This window comes from Halorubrum sp. Hd13 (assembly GCF_002252755.1).
GTDB lineage: Archaea > Halobacteriota > Halobacteria > Halobacteriales > Haloferacaceae > Halorubrum.
Window position 1 is genome coordinate 1 of sequence record NZ_NHOY01000083.1, and the last position, 26,251, is coordinate 26,251.

22 protein-coding genes and 1 tRNA gene are annotated in these 26,251 nt (G+C 70.2%); 12 read left to right on the forward strand and 11 right to left on the reverse strand.

Translation table 11 applies throughout. The annotated features are described in order from the left end of the window. Positions 1 to 263 precede the first annotated feature (263 nt). Positions 264 to 1,178 carry a malate dehydrogenase gene (gene mdh, locus DJ81_RS11025; RefSeq protein ID WP_094522055.1) on the reverse strand — a complete coding sequence of 305 codons (915 nt, stop codon included), beginning with the start codon at positions 1,176 to 1,178 and terminating at the stop codon, positions 264 to 266. Between the two features lie 153 nt (positions 1,179 to 1,331). On the opposite strand from mdh, the gene DJ81_RS11030 reads away from it, so the two are divergent. The 3 genes from DJ81_RS11030 (at position 1,332) to DJ81_RS11040 (ending at position 5,348) form a co-directional block, all read left to right on the forward strand. After that, positions 1,332 to 1,925 (forward strand): hypothetical protein, encoded by a 594-nt coding sequence (locus DJ81_RS11030; RefSeq protein ID WP_094589759.1) that lies wholly within the window; start codon positions 1,332 to 1,334, stop codon positions 1,923 to 1,925. Positions 1,926 to 1,999: 74 nt separating this feature from the next. Then, on the forward strand, positions 2,000 to 3,439 hold the full coding sequence (locus tag DJ81_RS11035) for an MFS transporter (protein WP_094589743.1): 1,440 nt from the start codon (positions 2,000 to 2,002) through the stop codon (positions 3,437 to 3,439). A 76-nt stretch (positions 3,440 to 3,515) separates the two neighbouring features. Continuing rightward, positions 3,516 to 5,348: a histidine kinase N-terminal 7TM domain-containing protein gene (locus DJ81_RS11040; RefSeq protein ID WP_094589745.1), complete on the forward strand. Its 1,833-nt coding sequence runs from the start codon at positions 3,516 to 3,518 to the stop codon at positions 5,346 to 5,348. Here the strand turns inward: DJ81_RS11040 and DJ81_RS11045 are convergent, their stop codons facing one another. From DJ81_RS11045 to DJ81_RS11060, 4 genes are all read right to left on the reverse strand, one after another. Beyond that, positions 5,349 to 5,987, reverse strand: coding sequence for a hypothetical protein (locus tag DJ81_RS11045; protein WP_094589747.1), 639 nt, complete (start codon positions 5,985 to 5,987; stop codon positions 5,349 to 5,351). A 100-nt stretch (positions 5,988 to 6,087) separates the two neighbouring features. Then, the gene (locus tag DJ81_RS11050) at positions 6,088 to 6,831 is read right to left on the reverse strand and encodes a DNA polymerase sliding clamp (RefSeq protein ID WP_094526300.1); all 744 of its coding nucleotides are present in this window, start codon (positions 6,829 to 6,831) and stop codon (positions 6,088 to 6,090) included. Positions 6,832 to 6,892: 61 nt separating this feature from the next. Then, complete coding sequence (locus tag DJ81_RS11055) at positions 6,893 to 7,273, reverse strand: hypothetical protein (RefSeq protein ID WP_094522051.1); 381 nt, start codon at positions 7,271 to 7,273, stop codon at positions 6,893 to 6,895. A gap of 167 nt (positions 7,274 to 7,440) precedes the next feature. Beyond that, positions 7,441 to 8,820: a phosphoglucomutase/phosphomannomutase family protein gene (locus tag DJ81_RS11060; RefSeq protein ID WP_094522050.1), complete on the reverse strand. Its 1,380-nt coding sequence runs from the start codon at positions 8,818 to 8,820 to the stop codon at positions 7,441 to 7,443. Positions 8,821 to 8,930: 110 nt separating this feature from the next. Between DJ81_RS11060 and DJ81_RS11065 the strand changes: the two genes are divergently transcribed. Both DJ81_RS11065 and hjc read left to right on the forward strand, forming a co-directional pair. Next, positions 8,931 to 9,461 (forward strand): NADPH-dependent FMN reductase, encoded by a 531-nt coding sequence (locus DJ81_RS11065; protein WP_094522049.1) that lies wholly within the window; start codon positions 8,931 to 8,933, stop codon positions 9,459 to 9,461. 88 nt (positions 9,462 to 9,549) lie between these two features. Continuing rightward, positions 9,550 to 10,095, forward strand: coding sequence for a Holliday junction resolvase Hjc (gene hjc, locus DJ81_RS11070; protein WP_094522048.1), 546 nt, complete (start codon positions 9,550 to 9,552; stop codon positions 10,093 to 10,095). An 18-nt stretch (positions 10,096 to 10,113) separates the two neighbouring features. Here hjc and DJ81_RS11075 read toward each other — a convergent pair whose 3' ends face one another. Genes DJ81_RS11075 through DJ81_RS11085 form a run of 4 tightly spaced genes read right to left on the reverse strand, consistent with a single transcriptional unit; the run spans position 10,114 to position 14,494 of the window. Next, complete coding sequence (locus DJ81_RS11075; protein WP_094527084.1) at positions 10,114 to 10,395, reverse strand: DUF6360 family protein; 282 nt, start codon at positions 10,393 to 10,395, stop codon at positions 10,114 to 10,116. 22 nt (positions 10,396 to 10,417) lie between these two features. After that, entirely contained in the window at positions 10,418 to 12,553 is a 2,136-nt protein-coding gene (gene nasA, locus DJ81_RS11080; protein ID WP_094589761.1) for an assimilatory nitrate reductase NasA, read from the reverse strand. A gap of 23 nt (positions 12,554 to 12,576) precedes the next feature. Beyond that, a complete protein-coding gene (locus DJ81_RS19230) occupies positions 12,577 to 12,726 on the reverse strand; it encodes a hypothetical protein (protein WP_170938304.1) in 150 nt (49 codons plus the stop codon). After that, entirely contained in the window at positions 12,719 to 14,494 is a 1,776-nt protein-coding gene (locus DJ81_RS11085; protein ID WP_094589749.1) for a nitrite/sulfite reductase, read from the reverse strand. The genes DJ81_RS19230 and DJ81_RS11085 overlap by 8 nt, the downstream gene beginning before the upstream one ends. Positions 14,495 to 14,955: 461 nt before the next feature. Here DJ81_RS11085 and nasA (DJ81_RS11090) point away from each other — a divergent pair, with 461 nt between their 5' ends. From nasA (DJ81_RS11090) to DJ81_RS11115, 6 genes are all read left to right on the forward strand, one after another. Next, positions 14,956 to 17,043, forward strand: coding sequence for an assimilatory nitrate reductase NasA (gene nasA / locus DJ81_RS11090; RefSeq protein ID WP_094589751.1), 2,088 nt, complete (start codon positions 14,956 to 14,958; stop codon positions 17,041 to 17,043). 456 nt (positions 17,044 to 17,499) lie between these two features. Further along, positions 17,500 to 18,798: an MFS transporter gene (locus DJ81_RS11095; protein ID WP_094589753.1), complete on the forward strand. Its 1,299-nt coding sequence runs from the start codon at positions 17,500 to 17,502 to the stop codon at positions 18,796 to 18,798. A gap of 56 nt (positions 18,799 to 18,854) precedes the next feature. Then, a complete protein-coding gene (gene rio1 / locus DJ81_RS11100; RefSeq protein ID WP_094589755.1) occupies positions 18,855 to 19,787 on the forward strand; it encodes a serine/threonine-protein kinase Rio1 in 933 nt (310 codons plus the stop codon). Positions 19,788 to 19,889: 102 nt separating this feature from the next. Continuing rightward, positions 19,890 to 20,432, forward strand: a complete 543-nt coding sequence (locus tag DJ81_RS11105) for a KH domain-containing protein (RefSeq protein ID WP_049983967.1) — start codon at positions 19,890 to 19,892, stop codon at positions 20,430 to 20,432. A gap of 340 nt (positions 20,433 to 20,772) precedes the next feature. Beyond that, a complete protein-coding gene (thsA, locus tag DJ81_RS11110) occupies positions 20,773 to 22,425 on the forward strand; it encodes a thermosome subunit alpha (RefSeq protein ID WP_094522046.1) in 1,653 nt (550 codons plus the stop codon). 501 nt (positions 22,426 to 22,926) lie between these two features. After that, entirely contained in the window at positions 22,927 to 23,583 is a 657-nt protein-coding gene (locus DJ81_RS11115; RefSeq protein ID WP_094527090.1) for a lactate utilization protein, read from the forward strand. Between the two features lie 212 nt (positions 23,584 to 23,795). Here DJ81_RS11115 and DJ81_RS11120 read toward each other — a convergent pair. Beyond that, positions 23,796 to 23,869, reverse strand: a tRNA-Lys gene (locus DJ81_RS11120). 123 nt (positions 23,870 to 23,992) lie between these two features. Here DJ81_RS11120 and DJ81_RS11125 point away from each other — a divergent pair. Further along, a complete protein-coding gene (locus tag DJ81_RS11125) occupies positions 23,993 to 25,324 on the forward strand; it encodes a M20 family metallopeptidase (protein ID WP_094589757.1) in 1,332 nt (443 codons plus the stop codon). Here the strand turns inward: DJ81_RS11125 and DJ81_RS11130 are convergent. Next, entirely contained in the window at positions 25,300 to 25,965 is a 666-nt protein-coding gene (locus DJ81_RS11130; protein ID WP_094522044.1) for a hypothetical protein, read from the reverse strand. The genes DJ81_RS11125 and DJ81_RS11130 overlap by 25 nt on opposite strands. Positions 25,966 to 26,251 lie beyond the last annotated feature (286 nt).

The following is a 26,251-nucleotide window of genomic DNA, read 5'->3' on the forward strand; positions in this document are numbered from 1 at the left end:
GGCTGCCCCTTTGAGTCCCACCCCGCACAGCAACCGCACCCCACACCTCCCCAGCCTCGTCGCTCGCTTCGCTCGCTCCTCCCTCGCGCACGCTCCTCGCGGCCGCCGATGGCGGCCGCTCGGGGGCGCGCGCCACCGCGGTCCTGAGTTCCGATCGATCACCACCGTCACTCAGGACTACTTATAAACCAGGTCGACAGTCTGCGGGTCGGTTTAAAAAGCAGAGTGGAGACTGCGGCGTCGACCGCGGTGTCGGGCGCGCCTCAGGCGATCTTCTCGTACTGCTCGGAGAGCTTCTCCGCGGCCTCGTCGAGCAGGTCGGCCTCGTACTCGTCGAGGTCCCACTCGACGACCTCCTCGACGCCGTTCGAACCGAGCTTCGCGGGGACGCCGAGCGCGGTGTCCTCGTAGCCGAACTCGCCGTCGAGCACGACGGAGCAGGGGAGCACCTCGCCGGTGTCGTTCAGGATGGCCTCGACGGTGTGGGCGACGCCGGTGGCCGGGCCCCACTGCGTGGCGCCCTTCCGGCTGATCACGTCCATGGCGGACTCCTGGAGGTCCGCGAGGATCTCCTCCTTCTCGTCGGCGTCGAACTCGGGGTCGCGGCCGTCGACGCGCACCTTCGAGAAGGCGGGCGCCTGCGCGTCGCCGTGCTCGCCGAGGATCGTCGCCTCGACGTTCTTGACGGGCGCGTCGAAGCGCTCGGAGAGGACGTAGCGGAAGCGCGCGGAGTCGAGCCGCCCGCCGAAGCCGACGACCTCGTGGCGGTCGCGGTCGCCCGCCTCGTACAGGTGGCGGTTCAGGAGGTCGACCGGGTTGGAGGTGGTGACGGTGACGAAGTCGTCGTTGTGCTCGGCCAGCGACGAGCCGATGTCCTCCATGATGGGCGCGTTATCGCCCGCCAAGTCGATCCGGGTCTGCCCCTCCTTCCGCGGGATCCCGGCCGTGATCACGACGACGTCCGAGCCGGCGGTGTCCTCGTATTCGCCCTGTCGGACGGTCGTGTTCGAGTCGTAGGCGATCCCGTGGTTCGCGTCGGCCGCCTGCCCGATCGTCGTCTCCCGCTGATCCGGGATGTCGACGAAGACGAGATCGTCGACAACGTCGCGCAGCGCGAGGTTGTAGCCGGCCGCTGCCCCGACGGTCCCCGCCGCACCGATGACGCTAACTTTAGTCATACCGTCTGAAATCGCGGCCGGCCGGCGAGTAAACGTTTCGGAACGCCGTGATCGACGGTGCCGAGGGCGGGCGTCGACCTCGGCGACGCCGGGAACGACTCCGCGAGCCGCGTCGCGAAAACCCTAACTCGGGGCGCGACCCACTCTCACCCAGTGCCGACGTTCCGCTACCCGTGTCCCGGCTGCCGGACGACCAACAGCCTCCACGACGCCGACTGCGACTTCGAGGGCGTGAGCTGGCCGACCATCGAGAAGGCGTACACGGACCTGTTGACCGTTCTCACCGCCGAGCCCGACGGGATGGCCGAGTCAACGCTGCGCGAGGCGGTCCACGGGGAGTGGGGCGGGCTCCGCAAGGCCGCGCTCGACGCCTTGGAACGGGAACAGCGCGTCGTCGAGGAGGGCGGTCGCCTCCGCCTCCTCACCGCCGCCGAGTTCAAGGAGCTCGTCTCGGAGCCGACCCGCGACCCCATGCGGACCGTCTACGAGCACGGCTCCGTCCCGGGCTGTCACGACAACGCCGTCTTCGCGATGGTCGCGTGGTACGAGATGGTCGGGCTCTCGTGGCCCGAGACCCGCGAGAACGTGGTCGAGTGGCTCCGCGAGTCCGGCGCGTGGGACCGCGGCGGCTTCGAGGAGTCGACGCCGGAGGAGCTCGTCGACGCCAAGCGCCACGTGTACGACGAGGGATACGGCTGGAAGGAGAAGGGGCAGTCCGCGAAGCGAGTCATCGAGCGACACCTGTAGCGGGCGGGAGCCGGCGGCGAACGCCGGAGCGGGCCCGTCCGCCTTTTTAAGTTCACGCGCGTCCTCTCGCCACCGTGACACACCCGGAAGCCGGCGTCGCATCGATCGACGGCGACGTCGGCGGGGACGTCGGTGCCCCCCCGCCGGACGCCGACCCCGACGCCGGCGAGAGCGACGAGCCCCCGCGGCCCCCCGCCGTCGCCGACCCGCGGCGCGCGCTCGCGGTCGTGATCGGCGTCGTGTTCATCGACCTGGTCGGCTTCGGGATCGTGATCCCGATCTTACCCTTCTACGTGCGGTCGTTCGGCGTCAGCGACGCCTTCATCGGTCTCCTAGCGGCGTCGTACTCGCTCGCGCAGTTCCTCGCGGCGCCCACGCTCGGCCAGCTCTCGGACCGGATCGGGCGCCGACCCGTCCTGCTCGCGTCGCTGGCGACCGCCGGCGTCGCGTGGGTGACGTTCGGCTACGCCGGCGAGTCGGGCGCGCGATTCGGGACCGCCGCGGCGCTGGGGACGCTGTTCGCCTCCCGGACGCTGGCGGGGGCGATGGGCGGCAACATCGCCGCCGCGCAGGCGTACGTCGCCGACATCACGCCGCGGGACCGGCGGGCGGGCGCGCTTGGGCTCGTCGGCGCGTCGTTCGCGCTCGGCTTCGTCTTCGGCCCGGCGATCGGCGGACTGCTCGCCGCCGACCCCGTGGTCGCCCGCGTCGACGCCCTCCTCCCGGCGTTCGTCCCGGCGACGGCGTACTCGCTGCCGAGCTTCGCGGCGGCCGGGATGAGCTTCCTCGCGGTCGGCGTCGGCGCCGCCTTCCTCGAGGAACCGACGCGGACGCGGCCGGCGGGAGACGCGGGGGCGGCCGGGTCGGAGGGGACCCGGCGCACCACCGCTATCGGCCAGTTCCGCGACGCGCTCGCCTCGGTGACGCTCCGGCCGCTGACGGTCGCGTACTTCGTCGTGGCCGTCGCGTTCGCGGGGGTACAGGTGATGTTCATCCCGTTCGTCGCGGACGCGTTCGGCTACGACGCGACCGCCGCGGCGTTCCTGCTCACGTACGTCGGCGTCCTCGGCGCGGTGAACCAAGGGGTGCTCGTCGGGCGGCTCTCGCGGGTCGTCCCGTCGCGGACGCTCGTCGCGGCCGGGTCGGTCGTCCTCGCGGGCGCGCTCGTCGCGATCCCCGCGACCGGGCTCGTCGACGGCGCGGTCGGCGGGGTCGCGCTCGGCGGACCCGCGTGGCTCACGCTCCCGCTCGTCGCGCTGCTCCTCGCGCTCGCGGCGCTCTCGCTCGGGAACGCCCTCGTCAACGTCTCGCTGGCGACGCTCGTCTCCGCGTCGGCCGACGACGCGGAGCAGGGGGCCGCCTTCGGGGTGACGCAGGGCGCGTCGAGCCTCGGCCGGACCGTCGGCCCGCCCCTGATGGCCGTCCTCTACACGGTCGCCGTCGCCTCGCCGTTCCTCGTCGGCGCGCTCCTCCTCGTGCCCGTCGCCGCGGCGTTCGGACGCCGGACCGGATGACCGCGCCGAGGCGAGGGCGACGCGGACCGCGGCCGCACGACAGTTTTACGCCGACCGTCGCCGTCGTCCCCCACACATGGCCCTCGACCTCGTCCCGGCGTGGCCCGCCGTCGGCTCGCTCGCCGGCGGGGCGGGGGCGATCGGCCTCGCGCTGGCGATCCGCGAACACCGCGGACGGCCCGGCGTCGACTGGTTCCTCGGCGTGTTCGCCGCGCAGGCGACGTGGTGTCTGTCGTACGGCGTCGGGCTGCTCGTCACGGACCCGACGCTCCGGACCGCGCTGGAGGCGACGACGTGGCTCGGGATCGTCTGGACCGGGATCGCCTTCCTCGGCTTCGCGCTGGAGTACACCGGCCGGAGCGACGTGGTCCGGAGCCGGCTGTTCGCGGCGGTCGTCGGCTTCGGCCTCCTCTCGACCGCGCTGCTCGCCACGAACCCGCTCCACGGGGCGTTCTGGACCGGGTTCGGGATGGATCCCGCGTTCGGCGTCTCGACGGTCTCGTACGCGTTCGGGCTCTGGGCGTACCTCGTCGTCGCCGTCGAGACCGTGCTCGTCGCCAGCGCCGTCTTCCTCCTCGTCGACACCCTCCTCAGCTACGGCCCGCTGTACCGCCGGGAGAGCGCCGCGGTCGCGCTGAGCTCGCTGCCGCCGGGGTTCGCCTTGGTCGCGTGGACGCTGGAGCTCGGACCGGTGCCGCAGCTCCAGCTCGCGCCCCTGATGTTCGTCCCGCACATGCTGCTGGACGCCTACGCGTTCGACCGCGCGGAGATGTTCGACCGCAACCCGACGACCAGCCGCGCCGCCGAGCGCACCGCGATCGACGACCTCGCCGACCCGATCGTCGCGCTCGCGCTCGATCGGCGCGTCGTCAGGCTCAACCCCGCGGCCGAGACGCTGCTCGGCGTCGACGCCGAGACCGCGCGCGACCGCCCGCTCGACGCGTTCCTCGACCTCCCGGTCGAGGTGAGCGGGTCGAACGGCGAGCGCGGCGACGGCGAGGGCGGCGCCCGCGAGACGGTCGAGGGCGGCGCCCGCGAGACGGTCGAGGTCGACGCCGGAGCCGGCGCGGGCCGACGCACGTACGCGGTGTCGACCTCGCCGCTGACCGACCCCAGCGGGACGCGCGTCGGCTACACGGTCGTCTTCTCCGACGTGACGGAGCGGGAGCGCCGCCGCCAGCAGCTGGAGGTGTTGAACCGCGTGCTCCGGCACAACCTCCGGAACGACGCGGGCGTCGTCCGCGGCTACGGCGAGCTGCTCGCCGACCGATTGGAGGACCCCGAGCTGGCGCGCATGGCCGACGCGATCGAGCGACGGGCGGGCGCGCTGGCCGCGCTGGGCGAGAAGGCCGGCACCGTCGAGCGGCTCCTCGCCGACGCGGAGACGAGCGCGGTCGCCGTCGACGAGCTCGTCGGGAACGTCGTCGCCGACGCGGGAGACCGCGACGGCGACGCGACGGTCGAACTGGACGTCGAGCGCGGGGCGGAAGCGGGTGCCGACGGGGGCGAGAGCGTCCGGGACTGGACCACCCGCGTCAGGGCCGACGCGCTCCGCGCGGTGGTCGAGAACACCGTCGAAAACGCGCTCGTCCACCACGACGGCGAGGGCGTCGAGCGCGACGACGGCGGGGCGTGGGTCCGGGTGACGCTCGGGCGGGAGCGCGGCGAGGACGACGGGAGCGGGGAGGCCGACCGGTTCGTTCTCACCGTCGACGACGACGGCCCCGGGATCCCGGACCACGAGATCGAGACCGTCGAGTCCGGGCGCGAGACCGCCCTCGAACACGGCTCCGGGCTGGGGCTGTGGGTCGTCGCGTGGGGCGCGGCGGCGATCGGGGCCGACGTCGACTACGCCGAGCGCGAGCCGCGGGGGACGACCGTGACGGTGTCGATCCCGGTCGTGGACTGATTAGAAGGCGCGTGCTTCGCCGTACGCCTGTGCCTTCAGGCGATCGTAGCGTTCTCGCGAGTCGAGTACCCACTTGTACTCGAAACCGGGCGGCGGGTTACCCATCCAGTCGAGAAACGAGCGGGTCTCTTCGCGGAGAAACCGAACGGTGCCTCGCCGAAAGTTGGGATCGAACCCGTGTTCTCTGAACAGATCGAGAAGGAAATCGGAACGATCTGACTCAGTGTGAGTTCGAATTTCGGCTCTCGGCGTCCGATTCCGATTCACATCGAGAAATCCATCCGAAATATACCAGAATTTCGCTATTTTTGGAGTTAATTCGAAATCCTCTGGAATTCGCTTGGTACCCGACTCGTACCAACCCCGCAGCCGGGTGAAGTATGGATGACTTCGACTCCAAACACTGTACATATCGTGGTAATTCTCGGCTTTCGCGGTCGGGCTAAATCCGGATTCCCGATTGTTCTCGGCGAGTTCCTCGGCAGTTTTCTTTAATGATACTCCGGTAGTGAACAGTCCCATTTGATGGTCGTACCATTCTAGAAACTGCTGATTAACCATTGGGACGTGAAACACACCGTTACTGCCGTCGGGTTGGACGGGTATTGATCCGTCGCCCATGAGCAATCCCAAAACCATCTCCTGTTTGCGCGGAGGAATCCGTGGGTACGGGCATGAGCCGTTCGCCCAGTGACTCCCGACTCGTTTGAACTCCGTGCTACAGGTCGGGCAGACCGCGTTAGTCACTTTGTATTCTCGGAGCTAACATGAAAGTAACGTTCCCCAGCCCCTCCGCGAACCCGTAGTGGAGCTTGACGGGGAACTCCTCGCCGAGCTCGATGGTGACCTCGGCGTCGCCGGGGATCGCCTTGTTCATGTCCTTCAGGTAGTCGAGGCTGAACAGCGAGTCGGCGGGGCCGGCGGTGAGCGCGATGAGGTCCTCGCGGGTGAGCTCGAGGTCGACGTCGTCGGTGTCGCCCTCGGCCTCGATGAAGAACGCCTCGTCGGTCTCGTCGACGCGCAGGCGGATGTGGTCCGAGACCATGTCGGCCGCCTTGATCCCGCGGTCGATCTGGGCGCCCTCGACGACGATCTCGGCGGCGAGGTCGAGTTCCGGGATGTCCGGCTCCTGGCGGATGGAGTCGGGGTCGATGAGCGCGAGGGTGTACGAGAGGCCGTCGATCTCGATGTGGAGCTTGCGGGTCTCCTCGTCGAGTTCGAGGTGGATCAGGTCGCCGGAGTTGGCCATCCCGGCGATGTCCTCCAGCCGGGCGAGGTTGACGCCGATGACGCCGCCGTCGGCCTCGTACGACTCGAACGCTGCGGCTTCGAGGGTCAGGTCGACCATGCCCACGTTGGCGGGGTCGACGGCGCGGATCGAGAGCTCCTCCTCGTTCAGGCGGATCTTACACTCGTCGACCAGCACGCTCACCGAATCGAGCGCGTCCTGAAACGTCGACGCGCCCACGATGGCCTTGAACATATACGTTCGGCTAGGGCGGTATCACCTAAAAAGGCACCCGATCGGACCGTCACGGTAACGCTCAAAGCGACCGGATGAGGCGGGCGACGACGACCGCGAGCGTCGCCAGTGTCCGCCAGAGACGGAGGCGTTCGAGCCGGTACGCGAGAGGCTCCTCGTCGTCCGAGTCGTCGGCCTCGTCGGACCGCTCCGCGGGCGCGCCGTCGGGTGAGGCCCCCGCCGATCCGTCGGGCGGATCCACCCCGTCTCGGGTGCGGGACGACGCCGGTCCGGTCGCGGGCGGCTCGGGATCGCGGTCCGGTGGGTCGTCACCGCCGGCTCGCGAGCCGACCCCGCGGTCCCGCAGGCCGTCGCCGCGGTCTCGGTGGTCGTCGCTGCGCTCGGTCCTCGACTCGGCAATCGGGGCCCCCGTCGTCGGGGGCGCGGGTAGCTCGTCGTGCATGGCAGTCGCGGCCGGAGGGCGGCCGCACACGACGGTAAGAAGTTAATTCATAAGTATTCGAGCCGAATCCAAGGCGGAACTGAAAGTCGTCGGCGGCGGCGGCGGGGTCGGGTTCGGGGTCGGCTCTCGGGGGATCCCGGGCTAGGCCCGGTCCGGCTCTCCCGCGCTCAGATCAGCGGTTCGACGATCTCGCGGCCCTCGGCGAGCAGTTCGTCGACCGCCTCGTCGCCGTCGGCCTCGGCGTACACCCGGAGCTTCGGCTCCGTCCCGGAGGGGCGCACGAGCAGCCACGAGCCGTTCTCCAAGAGGAGCTTGAAGCCGTCGAGCGTGACGACCTTCGCGACGGGCGACCCGCGGACCGACTCGGGGATGTGGTCCTCCAGCTCGTCGAGGACGCCTTCCTTCCGGTCGTCCGGGCAGTCGAGCGACACCTTCCCGGCCGCGATGTGGCCGTACTCGTCGAGGAGACGGTCGACGCGCTCGTCGAACGGCTCCGCGGCGTGGGTGCCCGCGGCGAGCAGCGACATCAACACGCCGTCCTTCTCCCTGACGTGCCCGCGGAGAGTGAACCCGCCGGACTCCTCGCCGCCGAACAGCGCGTCGTGCTCGCCCATCGCCTCGGCGACCCACTTGAACCCGACCGGGGTCTCGTACACCTGCTCGCCGTGCGCCTCCGCGATCCGGTCGATCAGGAACGTCGTGGAGACGGTGCGGACCGCGGGCCCGGCGTCGTCCTCCAAGAGGCGGTCGTAGCAGGCGGCGTAGAAGAGGTTCGCGTCGAGCACGCCGCGCTCGGGCGTGACGACCGCGATCCGGTCGGCGTCGCCGTCGTTGGCGACACCCAGGTCGACGTCGCTGTCGGGGTCGGTGACGCGGGCGGCCAGTTCCTCGAGGTGCTCGGCCGAGGGTTCGGGGGACTCGCCGCCGAAGGTCACGTCGCGCTCGCAGCGAAGCCGGACGACCTCGGCGCCGGCCGATTCGAGGAGCGCGTCGGTGACGCCGCGCCCGCTCCCGTGCATCGCGTCGTACGCGACCGTGAGCCCGTCGAGGTCGGCGCCCACGAGGTCGCGGGCCGCGTCGGCGTGGGCGCTCACGAGGTCGACGCGGGAGACCTCGCCGCGCTCGGCCTCGGGGAGGAGGTCGGGCTCGGCGAGCCGGTCGACCACGTCCTCCGTGACGTCCGGGAGCGCGGGCGCGCCGTCGTGCGGGATGAACTTCACGCCGTTGTACTCGGGCGGGTTGTGCGAGGCGGTGACCATGCAGGCGCCGGCGAGCCCGCGGTCGACGATGGCGTACGCGATCACGGGGGTCGGCGCGTCGCGCTCGGGAAGTATCACGTCGAAGCCGTTGCCGGCGAGGACCTCGGCGAGGCTCTCGGCGAATCCCTCCGAGGTCTCGCGGGCGTCGTAGCCGACCGCGACCGGCTCGTCGCGGCCCGCCGCCGCGAGGTGGTCGGCGACCGCCTGCCCCACGATCCGCACGCGCTCGTCGGTGAACGTGTCGAGCGTCGCCCGCCAGCCGTCCGTGCCGAAGGAGATCTCGTCCATGCGGGCCACGTCGGCGGCCGGGACAATAAGGCCCGGTGCCGGTCGCGAACCTTGCGGGGGCGTCGGGCGTCACTCGCCGCGCTTTTGCGCTCGGCCCGCGAAGCGGGACCGTGACACGAATCGTCGCGATCTCCGGCAGCCGGAGCGCGGACAGCACCACGCGGGCCGCGCTGTCGGTCGCGCTCGACGCCGCGAGCGACGTCGGCGCGGAGACGGACACGATCGATCTCGGCGCGGTCGACCTCCCGCTGTACCACCCCGACGAGGACGCGCAGGGCGACAGCGAGGCGCTGACGCGGCGGGTGCGCGAGGCCGACGGCGTGCTCGCCGGGACCCCCGTCTACCGCGGCTCCTACTCCTCGACGTTCAAGAACTTCCACGACTTCTGCGGCTCGACTGAGTACGAGGACACCGCCGTCGGCCTGCTGGCGACCGCCGGCGGGGGCTCCTACGGCGGGACGCTCGAACACCTCCGGTCGACGTTCCGGAACGTCCACGCCTGGACCGTCCCCCACGAGGTCGGGATCAGCGGCGCGTCGGGCGTCGTCGACGAGACCGGGATCGCGGACGACGACGTCCGGGAGCGGACCGAGCGGCTCGGCCGGGTCGTCGTCGAGCACGCGGAGCGGCTCCGGCGGTAGCGGCGGCGGCGCGGTGGATCCGTGCGGGCCGCGCCGACCCGCCGCCCTTTTGACCGCCTCGCGCCTACGGCGTCCATGACCGAACCGGGTGACGACGACCGTGTCCGCTAACCGGAAGGGGGACCGCCGCGAGCGCGAGCTGGTGAACGCCCTCGACGAGGCCGGGTTCGCCGTGATGCGCGCGCCGGCCAGCGGCGCCGCGACGGAGCGGGAGCTCCCCGACGTGCTCGCCGGCGACGGCGAGACGTTCTACGCCATCGAGGCGAAGTCGAGCGCGGGCGACCCCATCTACCTCACCGGCGAGGAGGTGGAGGCGCTCCTGTTCTTCGCGCGGAACTTCGGCGCGAAGGCGCGGATCGCGGTGCGGTTCGACCGCGAGGACTGGTACTTCTTCCACCCGGGCGACCTGTACACCACCGACGCCGGGTCGTATCGCGTCAAGAAGGAGAAAGCGCTCGCCGACGGCACCGACTTCCCCGAGTTCGTCGGCGAGACGGAGAAGGTGACGCTCGGTGAGGTGGGCGGCGACGACGGCGACGAGGGGGTCGACCCCGAGCTCGAGGAGCGGCGCGAGATCCTGACGGCGGTTCGAGACGGTCACATGCCGGTCGAGGACGCGCTCGACGTGCTGTGAGCGTGTCTCGGCCGGACGTCAGTCGGACTCTGCCCTCGCGTCGCGGGCGTACTCCGTCAGGTCGTCGGCCAGCGTCTCCGCCTGCTCGGGAGTCAAGCGAACGCGGTCGGCGTGCGGGGTGACCCCGTCGACGCCGACCGTGTCCAGTTCGACGCTCAAGACGACGCAGTCCGGCGAGTCGTCCGCGACCGCGACGTCCACCACCCCGTCGAGCGACAGGGCCGTCTCGTGGGTCTCGATCCGGGCGGCGACGAGGTCGAGCGTCGTGTACGCGTTCACGGTCGTGATTCGGTTTGACATGAGATCGTGATCGGGTTCCGTCTCAGTCGTCGGCGGTCGGTTTGGTCCGACGCGGCTCCTCGGCGGCGACCTCGGCGGCGGTCGGCGCCAGCGCGACCGCGCACTGCTTGTAGTTCGGTTCGTTCGAGCGCGGGTCGGTGGCCGCCAGCGTCAGGTCGTTGGTCGCCCCGTTGTGGATCGGCAGCCAGACCGTTCCCGTCGGGACGGCCGTGTCGGCTGTGACGCGGACGGAAATCGAGCCGCGCCGGGAGACGAGACGCGCGATCGCGCCGGGTTCGATCGCCGTTTCCCCGACCGGATCCGACGACTCCGACGCGGACTCCGACGCCTCTCCCTCCGTTCTCGTCCCGTCGCTCGAGCGCTCGATCGTGGCCGGGTTCACCCGCGCGACGACCGCGGGGTCCGCCTCCCCGTCCCGCGACCGGACACCGGTGTTGTACCCGTCCGGCTCGCGGCCGGTGGTCAACACGAGCGGATACGACTCGTCGGTCGGTTCGGGGGCTTCGCCGTGCGTTCCGGTGGAGAACCGGGCGCGGCCGGAGGGCGTCCGAAACGACCAGCCGCCGCCGTCGTGGTAGCGGTACCCGCCTTCCGACTTCGCGGACGGAGCGGGCCAGCGGACGGCGCGCTCCTCCCGCAGCCGGTCGTACGAGACGCCGGAGAGGTCGGCGGCCGTGCCGGCGGTGAGCGCGGCGAGCTCGTCGAACACGGCGGCCGGCTCCGTCTCCGGGAACAGCCCGGGAGCGATCGCCTCTCCGACGGCCGTGATGACGTCCAGGTCGGTCCGCACGGCCGGCGCGAGGTCGGAGGCCGGACGGACCCGCGAGACGCGCCGTTCCATGTTCATCGCCGTGCCGTCCGACTCCCCCCACGTCGCCGCCGGGAGGACGACGTCCGCCAGTTCGGTGGTGTCGGTGTGGAACGCGTCCTGAACGACGAGGAACGTCTCACGGAGGCGGTCGCGGGCGGCCGACGCGTCCGGCAGTCCCGCGGCCGGATTCGTCGCGACGGCCCACACGGCCTCGACGGGACCGCCGTCGATCGCCTCGCAGATACCGACCGGTCCCGGGCCCGAATCGTCCGGGAGGCGCTCGACGGACACGCCCCACGCCTCGGCGATCGTCCGCCGTTCGGCCGGGTCCTCGAACGAGCGCATCCCCGGCCACGACCCCTTCGACGAGCACACGCGGGTCCCCATGGAGTTGGCCTGTCCGGTCAGCGAGAAGGGGCCGCTTCCCGGGCCCATGTTTCCCGTGGCGAGGCAGAGGTCGATCAGGGCGCCGGCGGTGTCGGTCCCCTGGACGCTCTGGTTGACGCCCATTCCCCAGTAGACCAGCGTCGGATCCCCGAACGCGTCGGCGAGCGCGTCCACGGTCGCGAGGGAGACGCCCGCGGTCGCCGCGGCCGTCGCCGGGTCCGGTAGCGACTCCCGGACCGCCTCGAAGCCGGTCGTCGCCTCCTCGACGAACGCCTCGTCGACCTCGCCGCGCTCGATCGCTCGGGCGAGGACGGCGCGGGCCAGCGCGAGGTCCGTCCCCGGGTCGGGGGCGACGTGTCGGTCTCCCTGCTCCGCGGTCCGCGTCTCGACCGGGTCGACGACGATCAGCCGACTCCCGTCCTCGGTCGCGCTCTCGACTACCCACCGGAACAGCACGGGATGTGCCACCGCCGGATTCGCGCCCCAGACGACGTGGGTCGCCGCGTCCCCGATGTCGTCGTAGGTCGGCGGCGGCGCGTCGCTCCCGAACGCGTCGTTGTACGCGGCCACGGCGCTCGCCATACACAGCGTCGTGTTCGCGTCGTAGTGTCGCGTCCCGAAGCCGCCGCGGGCCAGTTTCCCCAGCGCGTAGGCGGCCTCGTTCGTCTGCTGGCCGCTTCCGAGGACCGCGAGGCCGTGGCGGTCCCGGTCGAGCACGTCGCGGAACTCGTCGACGACCCGGGAGAGCGCGACGTCCCACGTGGTGCGTCGCAGTTCGCCCTCCTGTCGGACGTACGGTCGCGTCAGCCACTCGCCGTCGGGGTTCTGCGTCTCGTCGATGCCGCGGGAACACGCGAGCCCGCGGTTCGTCGGGTGGGCGACGTCCCCCCGGACGCCGTCGATTCCGTACCCCGAGTCGACCCGTCCGGTGAGGTGGCCGCACCCGACCGCGCACCGCATGCAGGTGGTCGGGACGGGGTCGTTCACTCCCCACCCCGCGCCGTCTCGACGTCGGTGGCCTCGGTCGGGAACAGCTCCGGAGCGACGTCCATCGACGCCACCGGCACGGTCGCCTCGTCGACGGCGCGGTCGCGGAGGCGCTCGGGAGTCGCCTCGGCGGTCCGGTCAGTCATCGCTCTCGGTCGCTAACGGCGTCCCGTCGACGTCGGTCGGTGCTGGCCCCTCGCCGTCGGCGAACGGGTACCACGACCGCTTCGCGTCGGTGAGACAGGGGTCCTCGTAGTCGGTCTCCTCGGGCTCGGCCAGTTCGACGAGCGCCTCCTCGCCGGTCGCCTCGACCCACTCACGGAACGTCTCTCCCTCCTCGCGCCCCGCCGCGAACGCGTTCAGGAGGTTCCGCAGCAGGCCGGGGACCTCGTCGGCCGGGACGCGCTGTCTGATCCACTCGACGAAGGAGGGCTCGGGGCCGATCCCGCCGCCGACGCCGACGTCGATGGCCTCGACCATCTCGCCGTCCTTCCGCGCTCGCATCCCCTGGAAGCCGATGTCGGCGGTCATCGCCTGGCCGCAGTCCGCCGTGCAGCCGGAGTAGTGGATCTTGATCTGCTCGACGTCGTCCGGGAGGTCGACGTTGGCGCGCAGCCAGCGGAGCATCGCCGCCGTCCTGGCCTTCGTCTCCGTCAGGGCCAGCGAGCAGAACTCCGTGCCCGTACACGCCATCGCGCCCCGCGTGAACACGCTCGGCTCGGGGCTGTGCGTCTCGAGCAGGTCGGCGTCGAGGAGTTCGTCCAGCTCAGATTCCGGCACGTCCAGGATGAGCGGGTTCTGCCGCCGGGTGAGCCGCATCTCACTAGAGCCGTGCGTCGCCGCGAGATCGGCCAGCCGGACCGTCTCGGCGGCGGTCAGCCGTCCGATCGGCACCGCCAGACCGACGTAGTAGTCGCCGTCGGTCTGCTCGTGGACGCCGACGTGATCGTGTTTCCCCTCGGACGGCGCCTTGCCGGCGTTGTACGTGTACTCGTCGCGGAGGTCCGCTCCCTCGCGCCGGAGGTCGAAGTCGACGTACGACGCCTGCAGGCGGTCGCGAATTTTCTCCGTGCCCCACTCGTCGACGAAGAACCGACTCCGGTTGTTCTGTCGGTTCTCCCGGTTCCCGTTCTCGAAGTACAGTTCGACGAACCCCCTGACGACGTCGTACGCCTCGTCGGGCGTCACGAACACGTCGAGGCTCCGTGCCCGCCGGGGCTCCCGACCGCCGAGGCCGCCGCCGACGCGGACGTTGAACCCGCGCACGTCGTCGCCGTCGACCGCCTTCGCGGCGGGTTCGAGGCCGATCCCGTTGATCGAGTCCTGCGCGCACCCCTCGCGGCAGCCGGTCACGCTGATGTTGAACTTCCGGGGCATGTTCGCCAGGTCGTCGTCCGCGCGGAGCTTCGCCGTGATCTCGTCCAGGACCGGCTGCGCGTCGACGAACTCGTGTTTGTCGCGGCCGGCCACCGGACAGCCGGAGATGTTCCGCATCGTGTCGCCCCCCGAGGAGCGCGACGAGAGACCGACGCCTTCCAGTTTCTCCCAGACGGCCGGGATGTCTTCGAGCTTGAGCCAGTGGAGCTGGATCGACTGGCGGGTGGTGAGATCGATCCACGCGTCGCCGAACTCCGGATTCGACACCGGCCCCCTGGCGTACTCCGCGGCGACTTCGCCGACGGCGCGCAGCTGTTCGGCGGTGAGGAGGCCGTTCGCGTTCGCCAGCCGCAGCATGAAGTAGCTCTCCTGGCCGGAGCGCTGGTGGAAGACGCCCCAGAACTTGAACCGAGAGAACCACATGTCGCGTTCGTCTTCCGGGATCGACTCCCACCCCGCCTCCGCGAACTCGAGGATCTTCTCCCGGACCTCGTCGCCGTACATCCCGTCTTTCCACGTCTCCTTCTTGTTCGTCACGCAGCCTCACCCGAGTTGCCGATCCGAGCCTCGGCCAGTTCTTTTTCAAATGTTTGGCGCATTTGTCTGGATATTACGTGGATATCGTGGCATAAAATGCTGTCTCTTTAATAAATACAGAAATTATGCGCTCGATCGCCACAGATCGGAATCCGGTCGATTCAGCCCAGATAATTTCGGCCGCTTCGGAGCGAATTTGTTATTCCCAAAGCGACTTCGCCCAGACGTTTCGGATCGGAACTATCTTCTCACAGCGGGATATTGGTTAAGGAACTTCAATCGATAGGGATGTGTTCCGCCGCGATCGCACGAAACACCCCAGATACCCGATATACGGTGGTTTTTGATTATAAACAATAGTTATCCGTCATACAGGCCACCGTGGACACAGTCGAAATGTTTCCGAACAACGATGTCCAGAGAAACGACGAACGATCAGTTCTGACGCCACCGGTCAGCGTATGAGCGACCGGAAACCGACCACCTGTATGCGGTGTGCGGTCGGGTGCGGCTACCGCCAGGAGGAGTCGACCGACGAGAGCCGCCTCGTCGACGTCTCCGGGGACCCGGACCACCCGACGACCGGCGGCCGCAACTGCCAGCGCGGGGTCAGCGAGACCGTCGACCCGGGCGCGGAGCGGCTGACGCGGCCGCTCATCCGTCGGGGCGGATCGCTCCGGCCGACGGACTGGGACACCGCGCTCGGCGTCGTGACGACGCGGCTCATCGAGGCCATTCGCCGGGACCCCGACAACGTCGCCGTGTTGGGGAGCGGGCAACAGACGAACGAGGCGGCGTATGCGCTCGGAAAGGTCGCCCGCGGCGCGTTCGGGACGCGACACTACGACGCGAACACGACCCTGTGTATGGCCTCGGCCGTCGCGGCGTACGCCCAGGCGTTCGGCAGCGACGCGCCCCCGCCGACCTACGACGACGTTCCGGCGGCGGAGACCCACGTCGTCTGGGGAGCGAACCCCGCCGTCGCGCATCCCGTGTTGCACTCGTGGATCGAGAACAGCGCCGCCGCGGGCGACGGCGAACTGATCGTCGTCGACCCGGTCGAGACGCGGACGGCGGCCGACGCCGACGTCCACGTCCGGCCGGAGCCCGGGACCGACCTCGCGCTGGCGCGGGCGGTGCTCGCGGGGGTCGTCGACGCCGGCGCGGTCGACGAGGCGTTCGTCGAGCGACACACGGAGGGGTTCGCGGCGACCGCCGAGTCGCTCCCCAGCGTCGACGACGCCGCGGCGGTCGCCGGCGTCTCGCCCGCACGCGTCCGGGAGATCGCCGACGCGTTCGGGGATCCGACGCTGGTCTACTGGGGGATGGGCGTCAACCAGAGCGTGCAGGGAACCGGTACCGCGCGGGCGCTGATCGACCTCTGCCTCGCCACGGGGAACATGGGGCCCGGGAGCGGCCCCTTCTCGCTGACCGGCCAGGCCAACTCCATGGGGAACCGCGTCAGCGCCTCGAAGCGGACCTGGCCGGGGTACCGCCCGTTCGACGACTCGTCCGCCCGGCGCGCCGTCGCCGACGCCTGGGACGTGCCGCTCGGCCGGCTCCCCGACTCCCCCGGTCCGGGCTTCGTGCGCATCGTCGACGAGCTCGCCCGCGGCAACGTCGACGTCTGCTGGACGGTCGCGACGAACCCGGTCGCCGGAATGCCCGACGCGGGCCACGTCGAGCGCGCGCTCGACGACGCGTTCCTGATCGTCCAGGACGCGTTCCGATCCGACACCGTCGAGCTGGCGGACGTCGTCCTCCCGGCGGCGACGTGGGGGGAGTCCGAGGGGACGACGACGAACATGGAACGGCGCGTCTCGCGGGTCACCGCGGTGACCGATCCGCCGGGAGACGCCCGCCAGGACCTCGACATCATCGCGGCGGTCGGCGACCGGATCCACTCCGGTCTGTTCGACGACCCGCCGCTGGACCCGGCCGCGGTGTTCGACGAGATCCGCGACCTCACCGCCGGCACGACGGCCGACCTGTCCGGGATCTCCTACGACCGGCTCGCGTCGGAGCTGGCGGTCCGCTGGCCCGCCCCGACCGCCGACGCGGAGGGCGGCTACCGGTACCGCGACGACGGCGACTGGTCGTTCGACACGGCGTCGGGTCGCGCGCGGTTCTCGACGGTCGCGCACAGCGAGGTCCCCGAACCGGTCGACGGGGAGTACCCGCTCACGCTGACGACGGGGCGGGCCGACGGCGTCTACAACACGGGCGTCCGGACGGGAGACGACGACGGGAACGGCCGTCCGACGGCGCGGATCCACCCGGAGACGATCGCTCGACACCTGGCGGCGTTCGACCGGGGGGAGACGGTGATCGCGTCCCGCCGGTCCGCGGTTCGAGTCGCGGTCAGCCCGAATGACGACGTTCCACCCGGTATGGTCTGGCTGCCGATTCACTACGGGGCGATAAACGAGCTCACGCTGTCCGCGGTCGACCCGGACTCCGCCGAACCGAACTTCAAGCAGTGCGCGGTGCGGATCTCGGCTCCCGACCGACGGGAGCGACGCGACTACGAGGCGGTCGCCGCCGAGTGATCCGCGGCCGGCGTTTTCCGGACGCGCCCCGTCTGCGTCGAGGACGGCGTTCCCTCGACGCGATCCTTAGACCATATAATGAACAACAATTTGGTATATTATTTTGTTTCATCAGTTCTATCGGGCGTATTAGCTCAGTAATAAAAATTCTGTAACCAGGTAGTGAAATAAATATATCTCGAGCCGCGGATTGCGCTATTACTCATTCCATCGTGGATTAACGGACGTATGTTCATCAGTTATCTTTTCAACCCCTAGTTCGTGTGCCTTCAACGTGAATAAACTCAGATACGGAATCTCACGAGCGGTTGAGTGTGAGGAACCAACACTCGGAGCGGGATGCTCGCACGCGTGGGCGGTCATCCGGCCATTGTCGTCGGCTCCGAGGACGGCCGGGCCGGATCGGCGGGTGACGGGTAGCTCTCAGGGGTGGTACGCGTGAACAGTCCGATCCGGATGACGAAGTACCGGACGCTGCTGCTCGCGACGGTCGGGTTCAACTTCTCGTTCCTGATCTGGTTCTCGTTCGCGCCCTTCACGGGACCGATGGCCGAGGAGTTCGGGCTGTCGCTGGCCGATATCGGCGTCCTGGCGAGCGCGGCGATCTGGCTGGCGCCGTTCGGCCGGATCCTCACCGGGTGGCTCTCGGACCGGTTCGGGGCGCCGACGATCTTCGCCATCGTCTTGGCGTACGTCGGCGTCTTCTCGATCTGGAGCGCGTTCGCCGAGTCGTACGCGACGTTCTTCGTCACGCGGCTGATCGTCGCCACGGCGGGGATCACGTTCGTGATCGGGATCCAGCACGTCTCCGAGTGGTTCGACGCGGCGGAGCTCGGAACCGCCGAGGGGATCTACGCCGGGGTCGGCAACGCCGGCGCGGCCGGCGGGGCGCTCGTGCTCCCGTGGGTGTTCTCCTCCGGGTGGAGCGGGCCGATCTTCGACACGAACTGGCGCGCCGCGTTCTTCTACACCGGCGTGGTGTCGATCCTGCTGGCGGGCGTCTACTACGCGTTCGGCGAGGCCGCCAAGAGCAGCGAGAAGCGCGCGGCGACGAAGGAGAAGGCCGGGCTGAGAGAGTGGATCTTCACCGCCACTAGGTACGGAACGGTGGTCCTGGCGCTCGCGTACGTGATGACGTTCGGGCTCGAACTCTCGATGAACGGCTGGCTGGCCACCTACTACCGCGAGGGGTTCGACACGCAGAACCTCGTGTTGGCGTCGACGTTCGCCGCGACGTTCTCGGTCGCCGCCGGGCTGCTGCGGCCGATCGGCGGGTACGTCAGCGACCGGCTGGCTCGAGCCGAACGGGATATCATCCCGCTCTTCGCGGGTCGCTACCGCGAGCAGTGGACGTTCGTCTCGCTGTGTTTCGTCGTCCTCGCGATGTTCGGGATGACGCTCGCCGGCCTCTCCGGCCGGGTGCTCGTCGCCGTGGGCGCCGGCTTCCTCGTCGGCATGGGCTGTGCGTTCTCCGAGGGCGCCATCTTCGCGCAGGTGCCCGCGATGTTCCCGGACAGCTCCGGCGCGGTGGCCGGCGTCGTCGGCGGCGTCGGCACGGTCGGCGGGATCGTCTACCCGCTGGTGTACGCGGCCCCGTTCCTCCCGACCCTCCACACCGGCTACGCGGTCGTCGGCGTGTCGATGGTCCCGATCGTCCTGCTGGCGGCGTGGGTGTTCCAGCCGCGGATCGCCGAACGGGCGACTGACGACGGGTTGGTGACCGGGAGCGACGGGGCGCCGGTCGCCGACGACTGACGGAGCGGCCCGCGGACCCCCTCGCTTATCCCTCGCGGCGCCGAACTCCCACGCGAATGAGCGAGGAGTTCGTCCTGTTAGAGCCCGACGAGCAGCCCGGCGACGAGTGGGAGCAGCTGGACATCTCCGACACGGAGGCGGACCGGATCGCCCTCCGACAGGACCGGGAGTTCGACGAGTTCCGCAAGCGGATCAAGGACACCGAGCAGTTCAAGCTCCAGGAGTCGGTGTTCGACGACGCGACGCTGGCGGCCATCTACAAGCTCGTGCAGGACGGCTACGTCGACGCCTTCGGCGGGCCGGTGTCGACCGGGAAGGAGGCGAGCGTCTTCGAGGCGCTCGGCGGGCAGGCGGGCGAGCGACCGGAGCCCGGCTCCGCGGCCGCGGGCGGCGGTCCGGAGGGCGTCACGCCGGAGCGCGAGGTCGCCGTGAAGGTGTACCGGATCAACTCCTCGAACTTCCGGCAGATGCGCGACTACCTCGAGGGCGACCCGCGGTTCGAGGGGATCGCGAGCGACAAGAAGGCGGTCGTGCTGGCGTGGACCCGCAAGGAGTTCGCGAACCTCGAGCGCGCGCGGAAGGCCGGCGTGCGCGTCCCCGAACCGATCGCGGTTCAGCGGAACGTCCTCGTGATGGAGCTGGTCGGCCACGCCGAGGACCGCGCCCGGCGGCTGAACGAGGTCGACGTGGAGAACCCCGAGACCGCCTACGAGGTCGTCCGCGAATACATGCGCCGGCTCTACCGGGCCGGCCTGATCCACGGCGACCTCTCGGAGTACAACATGATCATCCACGACGGCGAGCTGGTGATCATCGACCTCGGGCAGGCGGTGACCGTCCACCACCCGAACGCGGGCGAGTTCCTCCAGCGGGACTGCGAGAACGTGGCGACGTTCTTCACCCGGCAGGGGATCGACGTCGACCCCGACGACCTCCGGTCGTACGTGACGGAACCGGAGGCCGACCCGAGCGGGGAGTCGGGCGAGTGAATCGCGACGGTATCGGTCTCAAGCGGCCGAAGACCCCGTCACGCGACCGCACACCCGGAGCCGGCGGACACGCTTAAAAGGCTTCGCCGGGTATTCCGACGTATGCAACACGTGACGGTTCCGCAGGACCGTATCGGCGTCGTCATCGGCGCCGGCGGCGAGACGATGCGGGAGATCGAAGAGCGGGCGAACGTGCGGCTGGACGTCGACTCGGAGTCGGGCAGCGTCGCCATCGAGGAGCGCGACGACCCCGTCGCCGCGATGGTCGCGCCGGACGTGATCAAGGCGATCGGACGGGGGTTCACGCCGGAGACGGCGCTGTCGATCCTCGACCACGACCTCCGGACGCTCGACCTGATCGACCTCTCCGAGCACACTCGCAACGATAACGACCTCCAGCGCAAGAAGGGCCGGATCATCGGCGAGAACGGTCGCACGCGCGAGTTGCTGGAGGAGCTATCGGGCGCGAACGTCGTCGTCTACGGCTCGACCGTGGGCGCCGTCGGCCAGCCCGAGGAGCTGGAAGTGGTTCGCCGGGCGGTCGGGATGCTGTTGGACGGGGCCCCGCACGGCGCGGTGTACTCGTACTTAGAGCGGATGTCGAACGAGCTCGACGACGACGTGAGCTTCAACGCGCCGCAATAACTGTGAGTTAGCCCCGGCGTTGTCGGCTCAGTCGTTCGCTTATCGGAGACTGTTTCTGCGTCAGCAGCGACCGCCGCCGAAGCCGCCGCCTCCCTCGCACCGACGGGTCGCGGCCCGACAGGCCGCTCACCGGAACGCGCCACCGCAGTCCGTGTATACACGATCGCGCCCCGACGCTCGATCTGTCGTTCTATATAAACACCCGTGATAACGAGCCACATGCCGGAGGAATACCGCCCACCGTGTTGCGGTTTCGCACGACCTGAACGAAGGGTTTATATAGAATCACAAACAATCAAAGGTTGTAATGTCACAGCGCCAGCGGATGGGCAATCAGCCCATGATCGTACTTTCTGAGGAGTCGCAGCGAACTTCCGGAAAGGACGCGCAGAACATGAATATCACGGCCGGCAAGGCGGTCGCGGAGTCCGTCCGCACCACGCTCGGCCCGAAAGGGATGGACAAGATGCTCGTCGACTCCGGCGGGTCCGTCGTCGTCACGAACGACGGCGTCACCATCCTGAAAGAGATGGACATCGACCACCCGGCGGCCAACATGATCGTCGAGGTCTCCGAGACGCAGGAGGAGGAGGTCGGCGACGGCACCACCTCCGCGGTCGTGGTCGCCGGTGAGCTCCTCGATCAGGCCGAGGAGCTCCTCGACCAGGACATCCACGCGACGACCCTCGCGCAGGGGTACCGTCAGGCCGCCGAGAAGGCCAAGGAGATCCTCGAGGAGGACGCCATCGAAGTCTCCGAGGACGACTACGACACGCTCGTCGAGATCGCCGAGACGGCGATGACGGGCAAGGGCGCGGAGAACTCCAAGGACCTCCTCGCCGAACTCGTCGTCGACTCCGTCCTCGCGGTCAAGGACGACGACGGCATCGACACGGAGAACGTCTCCGTCGAGAAGGTCGTCGGCAGCTCGATCGACCAGTCCGAGCTCGTCGAGGGCGTCATCGTCGACAAGGAGCGCGTCGACGAGAACATGCCCTTCGCCGTCGAGGACGCGGACGTGGCGCTGTTCGACGGCGCCATCGAAGTGAAGGAGACGGAGATCGACGCCGAGGTCAACGTCACCGACCCCGACCAGCTCCAGCAGTTCCTCGACCAAGAGGAAGAGCAGCTCCGCGAGATGGTCGACCACTTCGTCGACATCGGCGCCGACGTCGTCTTCGTCGGTGACGGCATCGACGACATGGCCCAGCACTACCTCGCGCAGGAGGGCATCCTCGCCGTCCGCCGCGCGAAGTCCGGCGACCTGAATCGCCTCGCCCGCGCGACCGGCGGCCGCGTCGTCTCCAACCTCGAGGACATCGAGTCGGACGACCTCGGCTTCGCCGGCTCCGTCGCCCAGAAGGACATCGGCGGCGACGAGCGCATCTTCGTCGAGGACGTCGAAGAGGCGAAGTCCGTCACGCTCATCCTCCGCGGCGGCACCGAACACGTCGTCGACGAGGTCGAGCGCGCCATCGAGGACTCGCTCGGCGTCGTCCGCACGACGCTGCTCGACGGGCAGGTCCTGCCCGGCGGCGGCGCCCCCGAGGCCGAGCTCGCGCTGCAGCTCCGCGACTTCGCCGACTCCGTCGGCGGCCGCGAGCAGCTCGCCGTCGAGGCGTTCGCCGACGCGCTGGAAGTCGTCCCGCGCACGCTCGCCGAGAACGCTGGTCTCGACCCCATCGACTCGCTCGTCGACCTCCGCTCCCGGCACGACGCCGGCGAGTTCGGCGCCGGTCTCGACGCCTACACGGGCGACGTGATCGACATGGAGGCCGAGGGCGTCGTGGAGCCGCTCCGCGTCAAGACCCAGGCCATCGAGTCCGCCACCGAGGCGGCCGTCATGATCCTGCGCATCGACGACGTCATCGCGGCCGGCGACCTCAAGGGCGGCGGCACCGACGACGGCGGCGACGAGGGCGGCCCCGGCGGCGCGCCCGGCGGCATGGGCGGCGGCATGGGCGGCATGGGCGGCATGGGCGGCGCGATGTAAGCGAGGTTCTGAAAGAACCTCGATACCGAGCGGGGAGCGAGCGAGGTCGACCGCAGGGAGACCTCGAAGCGAACGGGGCGCGTCGCCCCGTGAGCGCACGCGACCCGCGAGGTGTGAAGTTCGGCGAGAACTCACGCGCCCCATCCGTTCCGACCTGACGCCGACGCCGTATCGCCTCCCGACCGACCGTCGCGCGCCCTCGCGGGCCTCGACGACACGCGTTTTTTATCGAGACGACCGAGCGCCGAGCCGGCGGCTCGCCGTTCGCGGCGTCGGCCGGTCGCACCGCCGAGCGCTCCGCGCAGTCGCTCTGCCGAGCGCCCCGAGCGGTCACCCCACCGACACGACGATAACACCGGTGTCACCACCCGACACGAGGGTTCGCGAGCCGTTAAGTGTCGGCCGCGCCTCGGATGGAATACGAGACGGACCCCGGCCGCTCTCGACGTGGACTCGGCCACGGAGCGGCGCACCGCGGTCCCGATTCGCGTTCACTTCACCATGCCACAACAGAAAGCCGACTACGCAGACGACACGGCGATCGACGACGCGCTCGACCGACTACCCGACGACGAGACCGTCGAAGCGGCGGTGGCGAACCTCGAGGCCAACGGGTTCGAGGTCGTCGTCGTCGACTCGGCGGACGAGGCGCTGGAGGCGGTCGAAGCGCGGATCCCCGCGGGCGCGTCGGTGATGAACGGTCACTCGACGACGCTGGAGGAGATCGGCTTCGACGAGCTCCTGAGCGACGGCGATCACGACTGGGAGAGCCTCCCGGACGAGATCTGGGGCATCGACGACGACGCCGAGCGACAGGCCGCGCGCCGGACGGCCCAGACCGCGGACTACTTCCTCGGCGGGATCAACGCGATCGCGGAGACGGGCGAACTCGTCGCCGCCGACCTCTCCGGCAGCCGGATCGGGGCGTACCCGTTCGCCGCCGGCAACGTCGTCATCGTCAGCGGCGCGAACAAGATCGTCCCCACGCTCGACGACGCCCTCGACCGGCTGGAGTCGGTCGCGTACCCGCTGGAGAACGAGCGCGCGCAGGAGGCGTACGGCGTCGAGTCGTCGATCGCGAAACAGCTCATCTACCGGCAGGAGCCCGAGGAGGACCGGACGACGGTCGTCCTCGTGCGCGAGCGGCTCGGGTACTGAACCGGGTAACGCCGACGATACCGACACACGCTCTGTTTTCCCTTTCGACGCCAGCGAGCGGCGCCGTCGCTCGCCATATTGCTCGCGGCGGTACAGCGGGCCGGGAGGGATTCGAACCCCACTCGCACGGTCGCCTCGCTCTGCTCGGCGCTGCGTGCTCCCTGGTTCGAATCCCGCTGGCGTTTTCACTGCTCCCGTTGGTCGCAGGAAAACGGGCCGGGAGGGATTCGAACCCCCGACCGTCCGGTTAAAAGCCGGACGCTCTCCCTAACTGAGCTACCGGCCCAGACACGGATCGGTAGGGACAGACCACGGATAAACGTTTAGAAACCACCCGCGGCGGGCCCGCCGAAACGCCGTCGTCCGCCGGATCCGAAACGGTTTCACGGGCGCCGCCGTCGCCGCGAACATGGACTTCGACATGCGCGGGTTCGCCGCCGACCTCTGTGGGTTCGCCTCCACCGCCGGCGAGGAGGCGGCCGCGGCCGACTTCGTCGAGGAGCGACTCGGCGACCTCGGCTTCGAGACGTACGCGTGGGACGCCGACGCCGACCTCCTCGCGGGGCACCCCTCCTTCCCGGACGACCTCGACGAGGCGGACGTGACGGGACGCCAGAGCGTCGGGGGCGTGCTCGAACTCGGCGGAGTCAGCGAGAATGACGTCGACGACGGCCTCACTCCCACGGTCGTGCTGAACGGGCATATCGACGTGGTCCCGGCCGAGCCCGCGGAGTGGTCGAGCGACCCCTTCGAACCGGAGTGGGGCGGTGGCGGTGATGGAGGTGGTGCCGACGGCGGCGACGAAACCCTCACCGCTCGCGGCGCGGCGGACATGAAATCGGGGGTCGCGGCGTGCGTGGGCGCGGCGCTCGACGTCCGGGAGTCGGTCGCGGCCGGAGAAGTCGACCTCCCGGAGAGCGGGCTCCGCGTCGTCGTCGAGGCGGTCGCGGGCGAGGAGGACGGCGGGTACGGCGCGGCGACCGCGGCGCTCGCGAACCCGTACCCCTTCGAGCGCGACGCGGCGATCGTCGCGGAGCCGACCGAGCTGCGCCCCGTGATCGCCACCGAGGGGTCGCTGATGGCGCGGCTGGAGCTGAGCGGCCGGAGCGCGCACGCCGCCACGCGCTGGCGCGGCGAGGACGTCCTCCCGCGGTTCGAGGCGATCCGGGAGGCGTTCATGGACCTCGAGACGGAGCGCGGCGAGTCTGTGACCCACCCCCTGTACGCGGAGTTCCCGGTGCCGTGGCCGGTGGTCTGCGGGCGGGTCGAGGCCGGGTCGTGGGCGTCGACGGTGCCGGCGACGCTCGCCGCCGAGTTCCGGATCGGGGTCGCGCCGGGCGAGACGGTCGACGAAGTGGAGGCGGCGTTCCGCGCGCGGTTGGACGAGGTCGTCGCCGAGGACCCGTGGCTGCGCGAGCGTCCGCCGACGTTCGAGCGGTTCTCGGTGCAGTTCGAGGCGAGCGAGGTCGCCGTCGACGAGCCGGTCGTCGAGGCCGCACGGGCGGGGCTCGTCGACGCCGGCCTCCCGGACCCCGAGCCGACCGGCGCGACGTACGGCGCCGACTCCAGGCACTACGTCGCGGCGGGGATCCCGACCGTGTTGCTGGGGCCGGGGACGGTCGCGGAGGCGCACTACCCGGACGAGACGATCGCGTGGGAGGAGGTCGAGCGCGGGCGGGAAGCGATCGCGGCCGCCGTCGGCCGGTTCGCGGAAGGCTACTCGGACGCGCCGGCGAAGTAGCCGTCGAGCGCTTCGGCGACGAGCGCCCCGGGTTCGAGGTTGCGGTTCGAGGCGCGGCGCCGGAGATCCACGTACGTGTCGAGGGGCAAGCGGACGCCGAGAGAGCCGAGTTCGAACCCGGCCTCGCGGACCGCGGCCTCGACGTCGGACCCGTCGTTGACGGCGGAGGCGATCGAGCGCACCTCGCGGACCGTGAGCCCGCCGTCGATGGTCGCCCACGCGAGGAGGTAGCGGTCGGTGCCGCCCAGGCGCGCGACGTGCTTGGCCGCGCTCGGGGCTATCCGACCGCCGGCGACCTGGCGGCGGATCGCCTGCGGGAGGTCGTGGACGCGGGCCCACTTCCGGATGAACGCCACGGAGACGCCGTCGCCCGCGCGCTCGGCCGCCGCCTTGTACGAGCCGACGCCGCGGACGAGCGCCGCGCACGCGGCCGCCCCGCGCAGCATCAGGACGTTGTCCTCGTCGCCGACGTCGCCGGCCGCGAAGCGGGCCACCGTCTCGGCCGCCTCGGCCACGCTGTCGGGGTCGTCGGGGTCGAAGCCGACCGCCTCCGCGGCCCGCTCGCCCGTCACCTCGGGGTCGGCCCGGACGACGGGCTCGCCGACGGGAGAGCGGCGGTCTGCGCGAGAGTCCTCGTTCATACCACATTCTTCGGACGTACGCACATAAGCGACCGGCACCGGGGCAGGATTCGCTCGCGACCGGGACGGGCCGCGAGGAACCGGAGACGGTCGGCGACGGCCCGGAGCGAGTGACGAAGCCGAGACGGCGACGTGATATATAAAAAGGTCGCGAGGTGTCGTCACAGCCATTTATAAACGAGCGGTGGCGCGTGCCGATGAGCGGCCGTCAGGCCGCGAATCGCACGCGCGAGGGAGTCGCTGGCTCCCGGAGCGAAGCGGAGGGTGCCAGCGACGAGGCTGGGGA

Coding starts and splice junctions, on each gene's coding strand:
- mdh (WP_094522055.1), bottom strand. CDS start 1,178: ATGACTAAAGTTAGCGTCATCGGTGCGGCGGGGACCGTCGGGGCAGCG.
- DJ81_RS11040 (WP_094589745.1), top strand. CDS start 3,516: ATGGCCCTCGACCTCGTCCCGGCGTGGCCCGCCGTCGGCTCGCTCGCC.
- DJ81_RS11045 (WP_094589747.1), bottom strand. CDS start 5,987: ATGGTTTTGGGATTGCTCATGGGCGACGGATCAATACCCGTCCAACCC.
- DJ81_RS11050 (WP_094526300.1), bottom strand. CDS start 6,831: ATGTTCAAGGCCATCGTGGGCGCGTCGACGTTTCAGGACGCGCTCGAT.
- DJ81_RS11055 (WP_094522051.1), bottom strand. CDS start 7,273: ATGCACGACGAGCTACCCGCGCCCCCGACGACGGGGGCCCCGATTGCC.
- DJ81_RS11060 (WP_094522050.1), bottom strand. CDS start 8,820: ATGGACGAGATCTCCTTCGGCACGGACGGCTGGCGGGCGACGCTCGAC.
- DJ81_RS11075 (WP_094527084.1), bottom strand. CDS start 10,395: ATGTCAAACCGAATCACGACCGTGAACGCGTACACGACGCTCGACCTC.
- nasA (WP_094589761.1), bottom strand. CDS start 12,553: ATGCGGTGCGCGGTCGGGTGCGGCCACCTCACCGGACGGGTCGACTCG.
- DJ81_RS19230 (WP_170938304.1), bottom strand. CDS start 12,726: ATGACTGACCGGACCGCCGAGGCGACTCCCGAGCGCCTCCGCGACCGC.
- nasA (WP_094589751.1), top strand. CDS start 14,956: ATGAGCGACCGGAAACCGACCACCTGTATGCGGTGTGCGGTCGGGTGC.
- DJ81_RS11095 (WP_094589753.1), top strand. CDS start 17,500: ATGACGAAGTACCGGACGCTGCTGCTCGCGACGGTCGGGTTCAACTTC.
- rio1 (WP_094589755.1), top strand. CDS start 18,855: ATGAGCGAGGAGTTCGTCCTGTTAGAGCCCGACGAGCAGCCCGGCGAC.
- DJ81_RS11105 (WP_049983967.1), top strand. CDS start 19,890: ATGCAACACGTGACGGTTCCGCAGGACCGTATCGGCGTCGTCATCGGC.
- thsA (WP_094522046.1), top strand. CDS start 20,773: ATGATCGTACTTTCTGAGGAGTCGCAGCGAACTTCCGGAAAGGACGCG.
- DJ81_RS11115 (WP_094527090.1), top strand. CDS start 22,927: ATGCCACAACAGAAAGCCGACTACGCAGACGACACGGCGATCGACGAC.
- DJ81_RS11125 (WP_094589757.1), top strand. CDS start 23,993: ATGGACTTCGACATGCGCGGGTTCGCCGCCGACCTCTGTGGGTTCGCC.
- DJ81_RS11130 (WP_094522044.1), bottom strand. CDS start 25,965: ATGAACGAGGACTCTCGCGCAGACCGCCGCTCTCCCGTCGGCGAGCCC.